At 63.5% G+C, this 19,217-nt stretch carries 14 protein-coding genes; 10 read left to right on the top strand and 4 right to left on the bottom strand.

Translation table 11 applies throughout. The features are described from left to right. Window positions 1-74 precede the first annotated feature (74 nt). Window positions 75-944, top strand: coding sequence for a nucleoside-specific channel-forming protein Tsx (locus tag C1N62_RS11265; protein ID WP_137763718.1), 870 nt, complete (start codon window positions 75-77; stop codon window positions 942-944). Between the two features lie 161 nt (window positions 945-1,105). After that, window positions 1,106-2,698 (top strand): ABC-F family ATPase, encoded by a 1,593-nt coding sequence (locus C1N62_RS11260; RefSeq protein ID WP_137763717.1) that lies wholly within the window; start codon window positions 1,106-1,108, stop codon window positions 2,696-2,698. 66 nt (window positions 2,699-2,764) lie between these two features. Here the strand turns inward: C1N62_RS11260 and C1N62_RS11255 are convergent, their stop codons facing one another. Further along, entirely contained in the window at window positions 2,765-5,128 is a 2,364-nt protein-coding gene (locus C1N62_RS11255) for a TIM-barrel domain-containing protein (protein WP_137764994.1), read from the bottom strand. A 15-nt stretch (window positions 5,129-5,143) separates the two neighbouring features. Continuing rightward, a complete protein-coding gene (locus C1N62_RS11250) occupies window positions 5,144-6,445 on the bottom strand; it encodes an MFS transporter (RefSeq protein WP_137763716.1) in 1,302 nt (433 codons plus the stop codon). Between the two features lie 293 nt (window positions 6,446-6,738). Between C1N62_RS11250 and C1N62_RS11245 the strand changes: the two genes are divergently transcribed. After that, a complete protein-coding gene (locus C1N62_RS11245) occupies window positions 6,739-7,812 on the top strand; it encodes a LacI family DNA-binding transcriptional regulator (protein WP_137763715.1) in 1,074 nt (357 codons plus the stop codon). Window positions 7,813-7,815: 3 nt separating this feature from the next. Here the strand turns inward: C1N62_RS11245 and moeB are convergent, their stop codons facing one another. Together moeB and moeA are read right to left on the bottom strand one after the other, a co-directional pair. Continuing rightward, entirely contained in the window at window positions 7,816-8,571 is a 756-nt protein-coding gene (gene moeB, locus C1N62_RS11240; protein WP_137763714.1) for a molybdopterin-synthase adenylyltransferase MoeB, read from the bottom strand. 2 nt (window positions 8,572-8,573) lie between these two features. After that, a complete protein-coding gene (gene moeA, locus C1N62_RS11235; RefSeq protein WP_137763713.1) occupies window positions 8,574-9,818 on the bottom strand; it encodes a molybdopterin molybdotransferase MoeA in 1,245 nt (414 codons plus the stop codon). Window positions 9,819-10,137: 319 nt separating this feature from the next. Between moeA and C1N62_RS11230 the strand changes: the two genes are divergently transcribed. The 7 genes from C1N62_RS11230 to C1N62_RS11200 all read left to right on the top strand — a co-directional run bounded on the left by C1N62_RS11230 (window position 10,138) and on the right by C1N62_RS11200 (window position 18,829). Continuing rightward, entirely contained in the window at window positions 10,138-10,977 is an 840-nt protein-coding gene (locus C1N62_RS11230) for a class II aldolase/adducin family protein (protein WP_137763712.1), read from the top strand. A 161-nt stretch (window positions 10,978-11,138) separates the two neighbouring features. Continuing rightward, window positions 11,139-11,867 (top strand): L-fucose operon activator, encoded by a 729-nt coding sequence (gene fucR / locus C1N62_RS11225; protein ID WP_137763711.1) that lies wholly within the window; start codon window positions 11,139-11,141, stop codon window positions 11,865-11,867. Window positions 11,868-12,253: 386 nt separating this feature from the next. Further along, on the top strand, window positions 12,254-14,155 hold the full coding sequence (locus C1N62_RS11220; protein WP_137763710.1) for a dipeptide ABC transporter ATP-binding protein: 1,902 nt from the start codon (window positions 12,254-12,256) through the stop codon (window positions 14,153-14,155). Between the two features lie 26 nt (window positions 14,156-14,181). Then, on the top strand, window positions 14,182-15,723 hold the full coding sequence (gene gsiB, locus C1N62_RS11215; RefSeq protein WP_137763709.1) for a glutathione ABC transporter substrate-binding protein GsiB: 1,542 nt from the start codon (window positions 14,182-14,184) through the stop codon (window positions 15,721-15,723). A gap of 49 nt (window positions 15,724-15,772) precedes the next feature. Then, window positions 15,773-16,693 carry a glutathione ABC transporter permease GsiC gene (gene gsiC, locus C1N62_RS11210; protein ID WP_137763708.1) on the top strand — a complete coding sequence of 307 codons (921 nt, stop codon included), beginning with the start codon at window positions 15,773-15,775 and terminating at the stop codon, window positions 16,691-16,693. Window positions 16,694-16,700: 7 nt separating this feature from the next. Then, the gene (gsiD, locus tag C1N62_RS11205) at window positions 16,701-17,615 is read left to right on the top strand and encodes a glutathione ABC transporter permease GsiD (protein ID WP_137763707.1); all 915 of its coding nucleotides are present in this window, start codon (window positions 16,701-16,703) and stop codon (window positions 17,613-17,615) included. Between the two features lie 131 nt (window positions 17,616-17,746). Further along, entirely contained in the window at window positions 17,747-18,829 is a 1,083-nt protein-coding gene (locus tag C1N62_RS11200) for an aldo/keto reductase (RefSeq protein ID WP_137763706.1), read from the top strand. Window positions 18,830-19,217 lie beyond the last annotated feature (388 nt).

Raw genomic sequence — 19,217 nt, 5'->3', positions numbered from 1 at the left:
CGCTGCCGCATGTTGTGTGGTTCACCACATCCCCGTTTGGCAGGGAATCGCCCTTTAAAGCACTGGTAATGACAATGAATAAAACTCTTCTCGCCGCGGGCGCTCTGGCTGCCCTCTCTTACAGCGCCACCTCAATGGCGGATGACACACAGGGTGAGTACCTCTCCGACTGGTGGAAACAGAGCGTCAACGTGGTGGGCAGCTACCACACCCGCTTCGGGCCGCAGCTAAACAACGATCTCTATCTGGAGTATGAAGCCTTTGCCCACAAGGATTGGTTCGACTTCTACGGCTATGTGGACGTGCCGAAAGCCTTTGGCGTCGGCAATGGCAACGACGTCGGCATCTGGGACAAAAACGGCTCCCCGCTGTTCATGGAGATCGAGCCGCGCTTCTCCATCGACAAGCTGACCGGCACTGACCTGAGCTTCGGGCCGTTCAAAGAGTGGTACTTCGCCAACAACTACATCTTTGACATGGGGCCGGACAGCGACAACCGCCAGAACACCTGGTACATGGGTCTGGGCACCGACATCGACACCCACACCCCGCTGAACCTGTCACTGAACGTCTACGCCAAGTACCAGTGGGAGAACTACAGCGCCGCCAACGAAAACAGCTGGGATGGCTACCGCTTCAAGGTGAAGTACTTCCTGCCGCTGGGCGATGTCTGGGGTGGCCACGTTAGTTACATCGGCTTCACCAACTTTGACTGGGGCTCTGACCTGAACGAGAACGGCAACAAGGCGCGCACCAGCAACTCCATCGCCTCCAGCCACATTCTGGCGCTGAACTACGCGCACTGGCACTACTCCTTTGTGGCGCGTTACTTCCACAACGGCGGCCAATGGCAGGATGGCACCGAGCTGAACTTCGGCAAGGGCAACTTCGACGTCAAGTCCACCGGCTGGGGCTACTACGCGGTGATCGGCTACAGCTTCTGATCCCCGTCCCAGACGCGCAAACCCGGCCCCGGCCGGGTTTTTGCTTTTTTGGCTGGCTTTTTGCCCGTCTGGCTAAGTTTTGCGCAAAATCCTGCGCGATCCCGCCTGCCGGTTGTGGCATAATGCGCGCCTCATCACATTCCAAACCAAGAGCGAGCGTTGTGTTAAGTACTAACAACATCACCATGCAGTTCGGCAGCAAGCCGCTGTTCGAAAATATCTCCGTCAAGTTTGGCGGCGGCAACCGTTACGGTCTGATTGGCGCCAATGGCTGCGGCAAATCGACCTTCATGAAGATCCTCGGCGGGGATCTGACGCCGAGCGCGGGCAACGTCTTCCTCGACCCGAACGAACGTCTGGGCAAGCTGCGCCAGGATCAGTTCGCTTATGAAAACTACACCGTGCTGGACACCGTCATCATGGGCCACGTCGAACTGTGGCAGGTGAAAGAGGAGCGCGACCGCATCTACGCCCTGCCGGAGATGAGCGAAGAGGATGGCTACAAGGTGGCTGACCTCGAAGTGGCCTATGGCGAGATGGATGGCTACACCGCCGAGGCGCGCGCTGGCGAACTGCTGCTGGGCGTCGGTATCCCGGTGGAGCAGCACTACGGCCCGATGAGCGAGATCGCGCCGGGCTTCAAGCTGCGTGTGCTGCTGGCTCAGGCGCTCTTCTCCGACCCGGAGATCCTGCTGCTGGACGAACCGACCAACAACCTGGACATCGACACCATCCGTTGGCTGGAGCAGGTGCTCAACGAGCGCAACAGCACCATGATCATCATTTCGCACGACCGTCACTTCCTGAACATGGTCTGCACCCACATGGCCGATCTGGACTACGGCGAGCTGCGCGTCTATCCGGGCAACTACGACGAATACATGACCGCTGCCACGCAGGCGCGTGAGCGCCTGCTGGCCGACAACGCCAAGAAGAAGGCGCAGATTGCCGAGCTGCAATCCTTCGTCAGCCGCTTCAGCGCCAACGCCTCCAAATCCAAGCAGGCCACCTCGCGTGCGCGCCAGATCGACAAGATCCAGCTGGATGAGGTGAAAGCCTCCAGCCGCCAGAACCCGTATATCCGCTTCGACCAAGAGAAGAAGCTGTTCCGTAACGCGCTGGAAGTGCAGGAGCTGTCAAAAGGCTACGACGACGGCCTGCTGTTCAAGAAGCTGAACCTGATGGTGGAAGTGGGCGAGAAGGTTGCGGTGCTGGGTACCAACGGCATCGGTAAGACCACCCTGCTGAAGACGCTGGTGGGCGAAATTGAGCCAAACAACGGCACCGTGAAGTGGTCTGAGAATGCCTCCATCGGCTACTACGCGCAGGACCATGCCGAAGAGTTCGACTGCGACCTGACGGTCTTTGACTGGATGAGCCAGTGGAAATCCGAGAAGGAAGATGAGCAGGCGGTGCGCAGCATCCTCGGCCGTCTGCTGTTCGGTCAGGACGACATCAAGAAGAAGGTGAAGGTACTCTCCGGTGGCGAGAAGGGCCGTATGCTGTTCGGTAAGCTGATGATGCAGAAGCCCAACATTCTGGTGATGGACGAGCCGACCAACCACCTCGACATGGAGTCCATCGAGTCGCTGAACATGGCGCTGGAGATGTATGAAGGCACGCTGATCTTCGTCTCCCACGACCGCGAGTTCGTCAGCTCCCTCGCCAGCCGCATCCTGGAGATCACCCCGAACAAGGTGGTGGACTTCAGCGGCAACTACGAGGACTACCTGCGCAGTCAGGGCATCTACTGATCGGCCACGCCGAGCAGCCAGAAGTAAAAAAGCCGGGGATGCCCCGGCTTTTTTTATGCCTGTGTCTCAGCGCTGCCAGGTGTCGCCCTCGACGCCCTCCACCAGCAGGCGGCGGGTCTCGCCGGCCGGCAGGGTGAGGCGCAGCGCCTGCCAGGCTGGCTGGTAGTGGCCGCGGCGCTGGAAGCTGAGGCGGATCTCGGTGTCGGTGCAGGCCATCTCCCACGTCAGCCACAGCGCCTCATCCTGCTGGTAGCCCCATGACTCGCCATCATCCTCAAACAGGCTGCCGTGGCTGACGCCGTGGCCGCGCAGCGGGTAGAGGCGCAGCTCGCGCTGGTCATCGGCCTGCGCGTCAACGTGCGTGATGCGGCTACTGTGCGGCAGGGCACTGCCAGCGCGCGTCAGCAGCGGCAGGCGCTCCAGCGGCGCGTCGAGGGTGACCCACTGGCCACCGGCGTACCACTGGCCGGTGTAGTAGTCATACCAACCGCTCTGGTTGTCCGGCAGCCACAGGCGGCGCTGGCGCTCGCCCGGCTCCACCACGCTCGCCACCAGCAGGTCACGCCCCAGCAGGAACTCGTCGCACTCGGCGAAGGTCTGCGGATCGTGCTCATGGTCGAGGAAGGTGGGGCGCAGCAGCGGCTCATCCTCATCATGCGCCTGCCACAGCAGCGTGTAGAGGTAGGGCAGCAGCCGGTAGCGCAGCGCGATGGCGTCGCGGATCGCCGGGGTGACGGTCGGGTACATCCACGGCTCGTTGACCGTCTGGTCATCGTTCCAGGAGTGGATGGTGAAGCGCGGGTGCATCACGCCATTCTGTACCCAGCGCACAAACAGCTCGGCGTCCGGTTTGTCGCCGGAGAAGCCGCCGACGTCGTGGCCGACGTTGTACAGCCCGGACAGGCTCATCCCCAGCCCCATGCGGGTGTTGTAGCGCAGCGTCTCCCAATTGGTGCGGTTGTCGCCGCTCCAGGTCTGCACGTAGCGCTGCATCCCGGCACAACCGGAGCGCGAGATGAGGTAGGGGCGTTTCTCTGGCGCGAAGGCTTGCTGCGCTTCCATCGAGGCACGCATCATCAGCAGCGGCATCACCGGGCGGATGTGCTTGATGGCGATCTCGCGGCCAAAGCCGTGGCAGCGTGCCTCACCGTCCCACACCTCATACTCGTTGTTGTCATTCCAGGTGGAGTCGATCCCCTTCTCCAGCAACTGGGTGGTGACCCCCTGTTGCCACCACGCGATGGCCGCCGGGTTAGTGAAGTCGAGGTGCGATCCCTCGTCATCCCAGAAGCTGGAGCGCTCCGGGCAGGGCTGCTCGGAGTCGCGGATAAACAGCCCGCGCTCCGCCACCTCCTGGTAGCGCGGGTGATCCTGCAACAGGCAGGGTTTGATGTTCGCCGCCAGCTTCAGGCCTGCGTCATGGAAGGCGCGGCTCATCACCTCCGGCTGCGGCACCTTGTCGTAGTTCCAATTAAAGACGTAGCGCTTGTTGTTGATGGAGGTGTAGCCGGAGGAGAGCTGGAACGAGTCGCAGGGGATCGCCTGCTCGCGGCAGAGGCGGATAAAGTGCATCAGCTGCTGCTGGGCGTCCGGCGCGTCGGTGTAGTGCATGGTCGAGCCGCTGTAGCCGAGGCTCCATTTCGGGCCGAACAACGTCTTGCCGGTCAGGCGCACAAAGGCCTTGGTGACATCCAGCACGCGCGGGCCGAGGAACAGGTAGTAGTCGATGTCGCCCGCCTCCGCCTGCCAGCGGCGGTAGGGCAGGTGGTAGTTGTCCAGCTCATTCCCCAGATCGAGCCAGCAGCTGCTCAGGTTGTCATAGAACAGGCCGAAGCTGACGCCGGGGCGCTGGGTGATGGTGAACGGGATGTGCTTGTAGAGCGGGTCGGTGCTGGCGGCGTTGTAACCCATCGCGTCCAGGTTGCGCATCTCATAGCGCTTGCCGGTGCGCTGCAACGGCCCGGCCTTCTCGCCCAGCCCGTAGTAGCGCTCCTCCGGGTAGCGGCGCTGGTAGTGCGCCACGCCGTCGCCGTGGGCATTGAGCTGGTAGGCGCTGGTGGGGCGGTCGCTGGCCAGCGGCTGCCATGCGCCAGCCTCGTCGCGGTGGTGCCACTCCAGCCACAGCGGCTGGTGCACGGTAACGCGCAGGCGATCGGTGCTGACGCGCAGGCCGCCGTCGATCTCCTCCAGTTCAAAGCCGGGCAGGGTGAAGCCCGCCAGACTCTCGCGCGGCCGCCCCTCCCACGGCGTCTCCCCCTCTGGCGCGATACTCCAGGTGCGATCCAGCGCCAGCTGGTTGCGGCGTTTGAGCAGCACGCGGAACATGCCGCTCTCCAGCACATAGAGGCAGAGGCGGTGGCTGCCCTCCACGGCCAGTTCCACGTGGTGGGCGTCTGATGACAGCAGTGACCAATTCTTCAGGATTTTCATCATTCACATTCCATTTCAGGCACGCGCGGTGCGGCGTTCAGCAATAAAGGCAATCAGGAAAATCGCGCCAATCAGGTCGAAAAAGCCCATGGCGATAAACAGCGGGTTGAAGCCGATGCGGTCGGCGGTGACGCCAATCAGCAGTGAGAACAGGAAGCTGGCGATCCAGGCGGCGGAGCCGCGCATCCCGTTCACCGTCGCCATCTGGCCACGGTCGAAGGTCTCCACCACCAGCGCGCTCAACATGCAGGAGATGATCTGGTGGCCGAAGCCGCCAATCGAGATCAACGCGATGGCGATATAGGGGTCTTCCGTCAGGGCGACCAGCGCCAGCGCCACCATCATGCAGGCCCCGGTGACGGAACTGGCGACCACCGAGTTGATGCGGGTGCAGCCAAACAGCTTCACGTAGAGGCGGGTCAGGTAGCCGCTGGCGGCGCTGCCGAGGTCGGCGGCGAGGAACGGCAGCCAGGCAAACATGGCGATCTGTTTCAGATCCATGCCGCGCTCATTGGCGAGGTAGAGCGGCACCCAGAAGCTGAGCACGGCCCACGCCGGTTCCGCCATAAAGGCCGGGATAGCGATGCCGTAGAAGCGGCGGTTCTTCGCCACGTTGCGCAGCGCGGTCAGGAACGGCTGCTTGACCGGCGGCGGCTCGTTGTCCTGCTGGATGAAGGCCAGCTCATCCTTGCTCAGGTTGGGGTGGCGCTCCGGGTTGTGGTAGCAGAGCCACCACAGCAGCACCCACGCCAGCGCCAGGCCGCCAGTGAACATGAACGCGCCCTGCCAGCCGAAGGAGACGTGGGCAAAGTAGACGATGGGCGGGGCCAGCATCGCGCCGATGGAGAAGCCGACGCCCGCCCAGCCGGCGGCGATTGGCCGCTCACGTTTCGGGAACCACTCACCGATGGTTTTGGCGTTGGCCGGGGTGGCCGCCGCCTCCGCGCCGCCCATGAAGAAGCGCAGGATCGCCAGATGCAGCCAGCTACCGGCCCCGGCATGCAGGATGCAGATGATGGCCCACAGGGTGGCGCAGATCATGAAACCGAGCTTCAGGCCAATCACGTCAATCAACCAGCCGCACAGCGGTTGGAACAGGGTATAGGCGAGCTGGAAGGCGCCGACAATGTAGGAGTACTGCTCGGTGGTGATGCCGAGGCTGGTCTTCAGCTCGGGCGCCAGGATGCCGAGGGAGTTGCGGGTAATGTAGTTGATGGTAACGCCAAGCAGAAACAGCACCAGCACCCACCAGCGTAGGTGGCGGAAGGTGCGTTTCGCCTTCACGGCGGTGACATCCTGATTTATGCCATGACTCATGGGGGGTCTCCACGTAGCAATGATTCTCGGATTGGTATAACAACTTAATTTGGCAATCAGTGGTTTAACTTTTTGAATTTAATCTTTTTTATGTGATCTGACGCAGCATTGCCGGGGCAGGCTGTTCGACAAATCGAGACTAATTGAGTTATAAATCGACCAACAGCGGAATTTATGAAAGCTTTTTCACCGTTACGGTAAAAACCGGTTTACGCAGCGGGAAATGTCATAGGGAAAGCGCATTTTTCCACCGTGAAAATTTTTTCATTGGCCAAATGGGCAGAGATCACAAAATGGAGAAAAAGCTAAAAATCAGCCAGATCGCCGCCCAGACCGGGCTGTCCATCAGTACGGTGTCGCGGGTGCTGGCGGGCAAGGCCAACACCAGCGAGGCGGCGCGGCGGCAGGTGCTGGCCTGCGCGCAGCACAACGGGGTGTTGCAGGGGCTGGCGGCCGGGCGGCTGCTGCTCAACAGTTTGGTGGTGTTTGCGCCACAGCGTGCCTTCGACGAGCGATTGGATGTCTTCTACTACCGGGTGATTCAGGGCATCAGCAAGGCGCTGGCCCCCCATGAGGTACGGCTGCGCTACTGCGCGCTGGAGGAGCACGACAGCGACGCCAACCTGTTTTTGGCGAAGATGAGTGAGGCGGAGAGCGAGGCGGCGATCTTGATCGGCATTGACGATCCGCACATCCACGATTTGGCGGCGAACGTCGGCAAGCCCTGTGTGTTGGTCAACTGCCGTGACCAGAAGATGCGCCTGCCGGGCGTGGCACCCGATCACCAGCTGATTGGCGCGGGCGCGGCCAGCTACCTGTTTGAGCAGGGGCACCGGGCGGTGCTGAACCTGCTCTGCCTGCGGCGCTACACCATGGAGCTGCGGCTGGCGGGCATCCGTGACGCCTGGGCGACGCACAACCTGCCGTTTGACGAGGCGCGGCACCTGATCGCCGCGCAGGGCTTTAGCGCCCGCGAGAGCGAGCAGCTGATCGCCGACTATCTGGCGGCCACGCCGCGCGGCCAGTGGCCGAGCGCGCTGCTGGTGGGCGGGGATTTCATGGCCGCTGGCGCGGTCAGCGCGCTGCAAAAGGCCGGGCTGCGGGTGCCACAGGATATGTCAGTGATGAGCATTGATGGCTTTAATCTGGCGGCGATCCATGACGTGCCGCTCACCTCGCTGCACGTGCCGCGTGATGAGCTGGGGGAGGAGGCGGTGCACATCCTGCAACAGCGGCTGATCCGCCCACAGGCACCGGTGGGCAACTGGCTGTTCGGCGGCACGCTGGCGGTGCGCGAGTCGGTGCGCCGGGTGCGTCTGCACCCCGGCCACAGCCCGGTGAAGGATGCCGGGCTGTATGATGAGTGACGGCTAGTGGCCGCCGCACACCTCGCACTGCGGGTTTTTCAGCAGTTTCAGGCTGCGGAACTGGAGGGTCATCGCATCAAACAGCAGCACCCGGTGGGTCGCTGGTTCGCCGTAGCGCGTCAGCACCTTGATCGCCTCCATCGCCTGCAAGCTGCCAACGGTGCCGACCAGCGGGGCCATTACCCCGGCCTCGACGCAGGTCAGGGCGTTCTCGCCGAACAGGCGGCTCAAGCAGCGATAGCACGGCTCATCTTCGTGCCAGGTGAAGACGCTGAGCTGCCCCTCCATGCGGATCGCCGCGCCTGAGACCAGCGGCGTGCGCGTGGCGAAGCAGGCGCGGTTGAGCTGGTTGCGGGTGGCGACGTTGTCGCTGCAATCGAGCACCACGTCAGCCGCCGCCACCTCTGCCGCCAGCGCCTCCTCCTCGAGGAGCTGGTTCAGGGTGCGGATACGCACATGCGGGTTGATGGCCGCCAGCGCCAGCGCCGCCGACTCCACCTTCGCCATGCCAAGGCGCGCGTCGCTGTGCAGCGTCTGGCGCTGCAAATTGGAGAGCGACACGGTATCGAAATCGACCAGCGTCAGCATACCGATGCCCGCCGCCGCCAGATATTGCGCCGCCGCGCAGCCAAGGCCGCCGAGGCCAATCACCAGCGCGTGGCTGGCCTTCAGCGCCTCCTGGCCGTCAAAGTCAAAGCCGCGCAGCACAATTTGCCGATTGTAGCGCAGCGTCTCCTCGTCGCTCAGTTCCGGGTGCATGGTCAGCCCCCCAGCAGGGCGTTGAAGAACTGGATGGTGACGGTCTCGCCCTCCGCCACTGACCCGCGTTCGCGCTCCAGCACGATAAAGCAGTTGGCCTGGCTGAAGGAGCTAAAGATGTGCGACCCCTGATGGCCGGTGGTGCGCACCGCCAGTTCACCCTGCTCGTTGGTGAAGGCGATGCCGCGCTGGAAGTCGAGTCGGCCCGGCTGCTTCTTCAGCCCGCTGGCGGCGACGGCTTTGAGCATCGGCGGCAGTTGCCAGTCACGGTGACCGGCCAGCCGGGCGATCAGCGGCTGCACCAACTGGTAGAAGGTGAGGGCGGCGGAGACCGGGTTGCCCGGCAGGCCGCAGAACCACGACTGGCTGAGGCGGCCAAAGGCGAAGGGCTTGCCCGGCTTGATCGCCAGCTTCCAGAAGCTGATTTCGCCCAACTCTTCCAGCATGGTTTTGGTGTAGTCCGCCTCGCCCACCGAGACGCCGCCGCTGCTGATCACCAGATCCGCCGCCGCGTCCGCCTGCTGGAACGCCTTGCGCAGCGCCTGCGGGTCATCCGGGATGATGCCGAGGTCAACCACCCGGCAGCCGAGCTGCTCCAGCATCAGCCGCACGCCGAAGCGGTTGGTGTCATAGATCTGGCCCGGCTGCAACGGCGTGCCGACCGGTTGCAGTTCGTCACCGGTGGAGAAGACCGCCACCGTCAGTGGCTCATAGACCGCCACGTCCGTGACGCCCAGCGACGCCAGCAGCGGCAGTTCCGCCGCGCCCAGCCGTCGGCCGACCGGCAGCACCGTCGCGCCCTGTGCAATGTCCTCACCGGCGCGGCGGATGTTCTGCCCGGCCTTCACCGGCGCGGTGAAGCGCACGCCCTGATCCGTCACCTCGCTCTCCTCCTGCATCACCACCGCCTCGCAGCCCGGCGGCACCGGCGCGCCGGTCATGATGCGGATGCAGTGGCCCGCTGGCCACTCGCCGTCAAAGGGCGCGCCAGCGAACGCCTTGCCCGCCACTGGCAGCGGCTGGCCGCTGGCGGCCTCCTCCACGCGCACGGCGTAGCCATCCATCGCGGAGTTGTCGAACGGCGGCACCTGCACCGGTGAGGTCACTTCGGCGGCGGTGATGTGGCCAGCGGCACTGGCCAGCGGGATGCGGGTGGCGATGCGCTGGCAACTGACCTGCGCGAGCATCTTCTCCAGCGCGTCATCCAACGACAGCAAACCGGCAAGGTGGGGGTGTTGTGGGGTCATCAATTACTCCGTTGTACGGCGGCCGCGCCGGGAGGGCAGGCGGCAAAAAATCGGGGGAATCTGCCCATTATGGCAGAGAACGCCGGGCTGACCAATCTGGCCGGTCACCCCGTTTTGCCCGGCGGCCAGAGAAAGCGGGCAGCGGCGCGCGGCGAAATCGGCGGCCCGCGGGGCGAAATCCTGTGATTTTGGTCACAAAGCACGGGGGAAAGCGGCGAACTGGCGCGGCAGGGGTGCCAGCGGCGCGGCAGCGGCATAGCATAGCCCTATTGACGCCGCCCCCGGCGGCCCCCAGCCACAAACCAAAGAGAGTACAGCGATGAGTCAATCTGATTGGTCAATTTCCCCCCCGTTACCGACGCTGGAGTTCCACTGGGAAGAGGGCAAAGACCCGCAGACCCCGCAGGAGGTAAATCAGTTTTTCTACAGCGACGCGCTTCAGGTGATCAAACAGCGGATGGTCGCCATTGGCCAGCGCATGTGGCAGAAAGACTACGTGGATGGCAACGGCGGCAACATCTCGGTGCGCGTCGGCGACAACCTGGTGCTCTGCACCCCCACGCTGATCAGCAAGGGCTTCATGACGCCGGATGACATGTGTCTGGTGGACATGGCGGGCCGCCAGAAGGCGGGCAAACGCCCCTCCACCAGCGAGATCAAGACCCACCTCGGCATCATGAGCCGCGTACCAGCCGCCAAGTCCTGCGTCCATGCCCATCCGGTGCACGCCAACGCCTTTGTCATCACTGGCAGCGTGCCGCCGACCGGCATCATGCCAGAGCCGGACATCTTCTTTGGCGAAGTGGTGCAGGCGAAGTACGCCACGCCCGGCACGCCGGAGAACGCCGACAACGTTGGCTCGGTGTCGCCAGACCACCAGTGCATCTTCATGGAGAACCACGGCGTGATCGTCTGGGGCAACCATGTGGAGGATGCCTACTGGAAGCTGGAGAACGTGGACTCCTACTGCCGCATCCTGCTGCTGGCGACCCAGCTCAACCTGCCGATCCAGCAGGTCAACGCCGCCTCGATGCATGACTTTATCGCCCTGCGCAAAAAGCTCGGGATGCCGGACAACCGCGACCAGCGCGGCACAGACACCCTGTTCAACGCGCGCGAGTTTGCTGGCAAGCCGCTGAAATCCCACCCGGACGCCTGATCTGCCCATGCCCCGCCTGCCGGGGCATTTTCCTGCCACCTGCCTGATGTTGCCCGGCAAAACCGTGATCCCCATTCCATAATTCCGTTCCGATCCCCAAATTGTCATGCGCCACAGAGTATGCTGCCGGAGTCATTGCCGACGTGGAGATTGACCGGAGCATGAAAAACACCCGCCATGAAGCACTGCTGAAATTGATCGCCGAACAGGATGTGATGAGCGTAAACCAGCTCTCCGAACAGCTGAGCGTCTGCCGGGAGACGATCCGCCGGGATTTGAGCGAGTTGCAGGAGCAGGGGCTGATCCTGCGCCGCCACGGCAAGGCCAAGCGCATCATCCAGCAGGATGACATTGGCATCCCCTTCACCCGCCGGGTGAAAAGCCACCTCCATGACAAGGATGATATCACCCGCCAGGCGCTGGCCTATATTGAGGCTGGCATGGTGCTGGCGCTGGATGCCAGTACCACCTGCTGGCACCTGGCGCGCAAGCTGCCAGATGTGCCGCTGACGGTGCTGACCAACAGCGCCCGCGTGGTGCGCGAGCTGGAGCGCCGCCAGTATGTCAGCGTGGTCTGCACCGGCGGCGAGCTGCTGCGCAAGGAGGAGGTCTACCGCAGCCCGGCGCTGCTGTCGCTCATCAAGCACTATGAGATTGACCTGTTCATGTTCTCCTGCGAGGGGCTGGACAAGCAGGGCACGCTGTGGGACTCCAACGACCACAATGCCGAGTTCAAGGCGATGCTGGTGAAGCGGGCGGCGCAGTCGCTGCTGCTGATGGACAAGAGCAAGCTGTGGCGGCAGGGCGTGGCACGCATCTGCGCCTTGCCAGAGGTGGACATCATCATCAGCAACCGCGAGCTGTCGCTGCCGCAGGCAAGCTGCGCCTGATCCCCGCCGCGCCGCTTCCCCGCTGGCGCGCGCTATTTCCCTGAATAACTTGCGTAAATATCCGCATAACGCCGGCTAAGTTTCTGCTTTACTTAGCCGGCGCGGCTAAATATAGTCAAAAAAAAGCAGTCCCAGCCATTCAGTGCCACACTGATTTATATGACGATCATTCCGCCTACGGATTGGTCGCGCTGGCTAAGCCACGAAAACACTGTGTCAGGACGCGCCAGAACGTGCGCGTTTTTTATGGATTGAGTGATTAACAGGGTGCAGGGCCTCATGCAGAGATCAATGATGACCGTTCATGACGGGCTGGCCGCACGGGCCATCTCCCCCTCCGGCCGGGCAGGGCGGCCACCGGCCGCGCCGGTGGCGGGGGCGATGCGTTGAACGGCGGAAGTAAACCGGTAAACGCCGCCCACGCCTCGTTGGCTGCCACGCTGCCAGAGGATCAGGTGCTGGCGGTGCGCGATCTCAGCGTCAGCTTCCGCACCGGTCGCCAGCCGGTGCAGGCGGTCAGCCAGCTCAGCTTTGATGTGCGGCGCGGCGAGACGCTGGCGATTGTTGGCGAGTCCGGCTCCGGCAAGTCCGTCACCTCGCTGGCGCTGATGCGGCTGGTGGAGCAGGGCGGCGGCGTGATTGACCAAGGGCAACTGCTGTTCCGCCGTCGGCGCGGGCAGGTGCTCGATCTGGCGCAGGCCGCCCCCGGCACGCTGCGCAGCCTGCGTGGCGCTGACATGGCGATGATCTTTCAGGAGCCGATGACCTCCCTCAACCCGGTGTTCACCGTCGGCGAGCAGATTGCCGAGTCCATCCGCCTGCATCAGGGCCGGGATCACCGGGGGGCGCGGCAGGAGGCGCTGCGGATGCTCGATCAGGTGCGCATCCCTGAGGCGCGCAACATCCTGGATCGCTACCCGCACCAACTCTCCGGCGGGATGCGCCAGCGGGTGATGATCGCGATGGCGCTCTCCTGCAAGCCAGCGCTGCTGATCGCCGACGAGCCAACCACCGCGCTGGATGTCACCATTCAGGCGCAGATTCTGCAACTGATCCGCGTGCTGCAACAGGAGTTGCACATGGGGGTGATCTTCATCACCCATGACATGGGCGTGGTGGCGGAGGTGGCCGACCGGGTGCTGGTGATGCACCGCGGCCAGAGCGTCGAGCAGAGTGACGTCAACAGCCTGTTTGCCGCGCCGCGCCACCCCTACACCCGCTCGCTGCTGGCGGCGGTGCCGAAGCTGGGGGCGATGCGTGGCCGCACCTTCCCGGCGCGCTTTGACCTGCTGAACGCCGAGGGCCGCCCCGGCGACCAGTTCGCCCTGCCACAGGACACGGTGCCCGCGCGGGCGCAGCCGGTGTTGCAGGTTAAGGATCTGGTGACGCGCTTTGACATCCGCAGTGGCCTGCTCAACCGCGTCACCCGCCGGGTGCACGCGGTGGAGCGGGTGAGCTTTGACCTCTACCCCGGCGAGACGCTGGCGCTGGTCGGCGAGTCCGGCTGCGGCAAGTCCACCACCGGGCGCTCGCTGCTGCAGCTGGTGGAGAGCCAGGGCGGCAGCATCACCTTCGATGGGCGGCGTATCACTGACCTGCACGGCGCGGCGCTGCAACACCTGCGGCGCGATATCCAGTTCATTTTCCAGGATCCCTACGCCTCCCTCGACCCGCGCCTGACGGTCGGTTACTCGATCATGGAGCCGCTGCTGGTGCATGGCGTGGCGCGTGGGCGGGAGGCCGAGGCACGCGTCGCCGCGCTGCTGGAGCGCGTCGGGCTGCTGCCAGAGCACGCCGCCCGCTACCCGCATGAGTTCTCCGGCGGCCAGCGCCAGCGCATCGCCATCGCGCGCGCACTGGCGCTCAACCCCAAGGTGGTGATCGCCGACGAGTCGGTTTCGGCGCTGGATGTCTCCATTCAGGCGCAGATCATCAACTTATTAATGGATTTGCAGCGCGAGTTTGGCATCGCCTTCCTGTTTATCTCCCATGACATGGCGGTAGTGGAGCGCATCAGCCACCGGGTGGCGGTGATGTTCCTCGGCCAGATTGTGGAGATTGGCCCGCGCCGCGCCGTGTTCGAAAACCCGCAACACCCCTATACACGCAAATTAATGGCAGCCGTACCCGTGGCCGACCCGGCGCATCGCCGACCGGAGCAGGCCCTTTTGGTGGATGAGATGCCAAGCCCGGTGCGGGCGGTGGGCGATGAGCCGATCGTCGCCCCGCTGGTGCAGGTCGGCGAGGGCCACTTTGTGGCGCGCCATCCGATTGCAGGTGCTTACTGACAGGGATAACCCCCAGGAGAAGAGAGATGACCCAGCAGACCCCAACCCAACGCGCGCTGGTGGCCGGTGCCATCCTGGCCGCACTGGCCGCCGCCCCCGCCTGGGCGGCCAAGGATGCCACCATTGCCGTTGGCTCCAACTTCACCACGCTCGATCCCTATGACGCCAACGACTCGCTGTCGCAGGCGGTGGCCAAGTCCTTCTATCAGGGGCTGTTTGGCTTCGACAAAGATATGAAGCTGATGAACGTGCTGGCCGACAGTTATCAGGTGAGCGACGACGGCCTGACCTACACCATTAAGCTGCATCCGGGGGTGAAGTTCCAGGATGGCACCGACTTCAACGCCGAGGCGGTGAAGGTCAACCTGGATCGCGCCAGCAACCCGGACAACCGCCTCAAGCGCTACAACCTGTTCAAGATGATCGCCTCCACCGAAGCGGTGGACGCCACCACGGTGAAGATCACGCTGAAAGCGCCATTCTCCGCCTTTATCAACAACCTGGCGCACCCGTCGGCGGTGATGATCTCGCCAGCGGCGCTGAAGCAGTATGGCAAGGAGATCGGTTTCCACCCGGTCGGCACCGGCCCCTACCAGTTTGTCGCCTGGAACCAGACCGATTTCGTCAAGGTGAAGAAGTTTGACGGCTACTGGAAGCCGGGCCTGCCGAAGCTCGACAGCATCACCTGGCGCCCGGTGGTGGACAACAACACCCGCGCCGCGATGCTCCAGACCGGCGAAGCCGATTTTGCCTACCCGATCCCCTATGAGCAGGCCGCCATCCTGAAGAACAACGCCAAGCTGGATCTGGTGGCGACCCCCTCGATCCTGCAACGCTACATCAGCTTCAACGTCACCCAGAAGCCGTTTGACAACCTGAAGGTGCGTCAGGCGATCAACTACGCCATCAACAAAGAGGCGCTGATCAAGGTCGCCTTTGCGGGCTACGCCGTGCCAGCCGAGGGGCCGGTGCCGCCGAGCATCGACTACGCCGCCCGTTACCAGCCGTGGCCCTACGACCCGGCCAAGGCGCGCGAGTTGCTGAAAGAGGCGGGCTACCCGAACGGCTTCACCACCACGCTCTGGTCATCGCACAACCACAGCACCGCGCAGAAGGTGTTGCAGTTCACCCAGCAGCAGCTGGCGCAGGTGGGCATCAAGGTGACGGTCACGGCGATGGACGCCGGTCAGCGCGCGGCGCAGGTGGAGGCGGTCGGCCAGAAAGAGGCCAAGGTACGGATGTTCTACACCGGCTGGTCAGCCTCGACCGGTGAGGCCGACTGGGCGCTGACGCCGCTGTTCGCCAGCCAGTCCGCGCCGCCGACCCAGTTCAACACCGCCTTCTACAGCAACCCGCAGGTGGACAAGGATCTGGCTGGCGCGCTGGCGACCACCGACCGGGCGGCGAAAGCGAAGCTCTACAAGGATGCGCAGGACAAGATCTGGGCCGACGCGCCCTGGGCCTTCCTCGCCACCGAGCGGCTGGTTTCGGCGCACAACAAACGGCTGACGGGCTTCTACATGATGCCGGATACCCTGTTCAGCTTTGATGACGCGGATATCCAATAGGGGCTGCGGCGGGCGCGCCGGGGTGCGCCCGCCGGGGACATAAGAGCCGATGCTGAACTACTTTTTAAAACGATTGCTGGGACTGGTGCCGACGCTGCTGATTGTGGCGGTGCTGGTGTTCCTGTTTGTCCACCTGCTGCCGGGTGACCCGGCGCGGCTGGCCGCCGGGCCGGACGCCGACGAGAGCGTGGTGGAACTGGTGCGCCAGGATTTGGGCCTCGACCAGCCGCTGCCGGTGCAGTTCCTGCACTTCTTCGCCAATGTGGTGCAGGGCGATTTTGGCACCTCGATGGTCTCCAAGCGGCCGGTGAGCGAGGAGATCGCCCAACGCTTCCTGCCGACGCTGTGGCTGACGCTGACCAGCATGGTCTGGGCGGTGCTGTTTGGCATGGCGATTGGCGTGGTCTCCGCCGTCTGGCGCAACCGCTGGCCGGATCGCCTCGGCATGACACTGGCGGTCTCTGGCATCTCCTTCCCGGCCTTTGCGCTCGGGATGCTGCTGATGCAGATCTTCTCGGTGGAGCTGGGCTGGCTGCCGACGGTGGGGGCGGAGAGCTGGCAGCACTACATTTTGCCCTCGCTGACCCTCGGTGCGGCGGTGGCGGCGGTGATGGCACGCTTCACCCGCGCCTCTTTTGTCGAGGTGATGCGCGAGGATTACATGCGCACCGCGCGAGCCAAGGGGGTGCGCGAGAGTCTGGTGATCGTCAAGCACGGGCTGCGCAACGCCATGATCCCGGTGGTGACCATGATGGGCCTCCAGTTCGGCTTCCTGCTCGGCGGCTCGATTGTGGTGGAGAAGGTGTTCAACTGGCCGGGACTGGGCCGCCTGCTGGTGGATTCGGTGGAGATGCGCGACTACCCGGTGATCCAGGCCGAAGTGCTGCTCTTCTCGCTGGAGTTTATCCTGATTAATCTGGTGGTGGACGTGCTCTACGCCGCCATCAACCCCTCGATCCGCTATAAGTGAGGCCGTAATGAAATTGTGGAGACGGGACGCCACGCTGGCCGGTATGCCGCTGGTGCGGGCGTCCGGGCTGGCAGCGGGCGGTGGTCGCACGCCGTGGCGCGCCTTCTGGCTGCGCTTCTGCCGCCAGCCAGTGGCGCTGGTGGCCGGGCTGTTTGTGCTGCTGCTGGTGGTGGTGGCGCTGTTTGCCCCCTGGCTGGCGCCCTATGACGCCGAAAACTTCTTTGACTATGACCGCCTGAATGAGGGGCCATCGCTGGTGCACTGGCTGGGCGTGGACTCGCTGGGGCGCGACATCTTCAGCCGCATCCTGATGGGCGCGCGCATCTCGCTGGTGGCTGGCGTGGTGTCGGTGGTGATTGGCGCGGCGATTGGCACGCTGCTCGGCCTGCTGGCTGGCTACTACGAGGGGTGGTGGGATCGCATCACCATGCGCATCTGTGACGTGCTGTTCGCCTTCCCCGGCATCCTGCTGGCGATTGGCGTGGTGGCCATCATGGGCAGCGGCATGGCGAACGTGGTGGTGGCGGTGGCGATCTTTAGCATCCCGGCCTTCGCCCGGCTGGTGCGTGGCAATACGCTGGTGCTGAAACACCAGACCTTTATTGAGTCAGCGCGCAGCATCGGCGCGCCGGATCGCACCATCCTGCTGCGCCACATCCTGCCGGGCACCGTCTCCTCCATCGTGGTCTACTTCACCATGCGCATCGGCACCTCCATCATCACCGCCGCCAGCCTCTCCTTTCTGGGGTTGGGCGCGCAGCCGCCGACGCCGGAGTGGGGCGCGATGCTGAATGAGGCGCGGGCCGACATGGTGATCGCGCCGCACGTCGCCATCTTCCCCAGCCTCGCCATCTTCCTGACGGTGCTGGCCTTCAACCTGCTGGGCGACGGCCTGCGCGACGCCCTCGACCCGAAACTCTGAGCTGCCCGGCGTTAAACCGGGACACCGCGCCAGCCGGGGGTCAACTAATCCTAAAAATCCGCTCTCCGGCTCGCCTTCGCCGGAGAGTTGGCTATACCTAAAAGTCCTCCAACATCAATAAGGAGTCACTGATGAAGTATCGCCAGCTTGGCCACTCCGGCCTGTTTGTGTCTGAATTGACCTTGGGAACCCTCACTTTTTCCGGCAGTGACGGCTTTGAGAAGACCGGCCAGGTGGATGCCAAAACCGCCCGCCGGATGATGGATATCGCCTTTGAGCAGGGCGTGAACACCGTGGACACCGCCGACCTCTACTCCAAGGGCGGTGCGGAGAGCGTGGTAGGCGAGGCGCTGGGCCGCGATCGCCAGCGCATCATCCTCGCCACCAAGGCGCGCAGCCCGATGAGCGATGATCCGAACGACAGCGGCGCGACCCGCTACCACCTGATCAAATCCTGTGAGAACAGCCTGCGTCGGCTGAAGACCGACCACATCGACCTCTACCAGATCCACAACTGGGATGGCGTGACGCCGGTCGAGGAGACGCTCTATGCGCTGGAGTCGCTGGTGCAGAGCGGCAAAATCCGCTACTACGGCACCTCCAACTACACCGGCTGGCAGATGATGAAGACGCTGGGCAAAGCCGAGCTACTGGGCGTCAACCGCCCGGTCAGCCAGCAGATCAACTACACGCCGGAGTCGCGCGAGGCGGAGTTTGAGCTGTTGCCGCTGGCGCTTGACCAGAACGTCGGCACGCTGATCTGGGGGCCAATGGGCGAGGGGCTGCTAACCGGCACCGTGCGCCGCGGCCAGAAGACGCCAGAGAGTTCCCGTCAGGGCAACGGCTGGCCGGAACCCTACGTGCATGACATGGAACACGCCTACGACGTGATCGACACGCTGGCGGCGGTGGGCGATGAGCATGGGGTGTCGCCAGCGCAGGTCTGCCTCGCCTGGCTCAACACCCGCCCGGCCATTAGCAGCCTGATTGTCGGCGCGCGCACCGAGGCGCAGTTGCGGGACAGCCTGGCCTCCGCGCGTCTGACGCTGACGCCGGAGCAGATCCAGCGCATCGAGCGCGCCACTCGCCCGGCACCGCGCTACCCCTACTGGCACCGCTTCACCTCCGGCATGGATCGCATCGACCCGGCGGAGCAGCCGTTCCTCGATGAGTACCGCGAGACGGTAGAACACCGGCAGCACCAGAACCAGTAACGCAAAACGCCGGGCAGTGCCCTGACACCGCCCGGTTACGATCCGGCGGGTATATAAAAAGCCTCCTCAATTCCTTGAGGGGGCTTTTTTATGCCGAAAAAACCGCTGGCGCTGAAGCGGCAACTCTCACCCTATTATTTCCCCCAATAGGTCGCCTGTTTTTATTTCTATTAAATAAATATTTAATGAATGGTTAAACCATAAAAGATTATCAGCGGTAATCAATTTCAAATTAATAAAAGATTAAGCAAATTTTAATTAAGATTTTCTTCCGTCTAACTTACTGTTTTTTATTTATGTCATTCGAACGCTTTGGCGTGGCGTGGAATTATTTTCGCTACACCGGGACATTTACTATCAATTGATATAATTTCTCTTCAAATTTTCC

It is taken from the genome of Nissabacter sp. SGAir0207 (assembly GCF_005491205.1).
GTDB lineage: Bacteria > Pseudomonadota > Gammaproteobacteria > Enterobacterales > Enterobacteriaceae > Chimaeribacter.
This window is presented reverse-complemented; position numbering and strand designations above follow the sequence as displayed.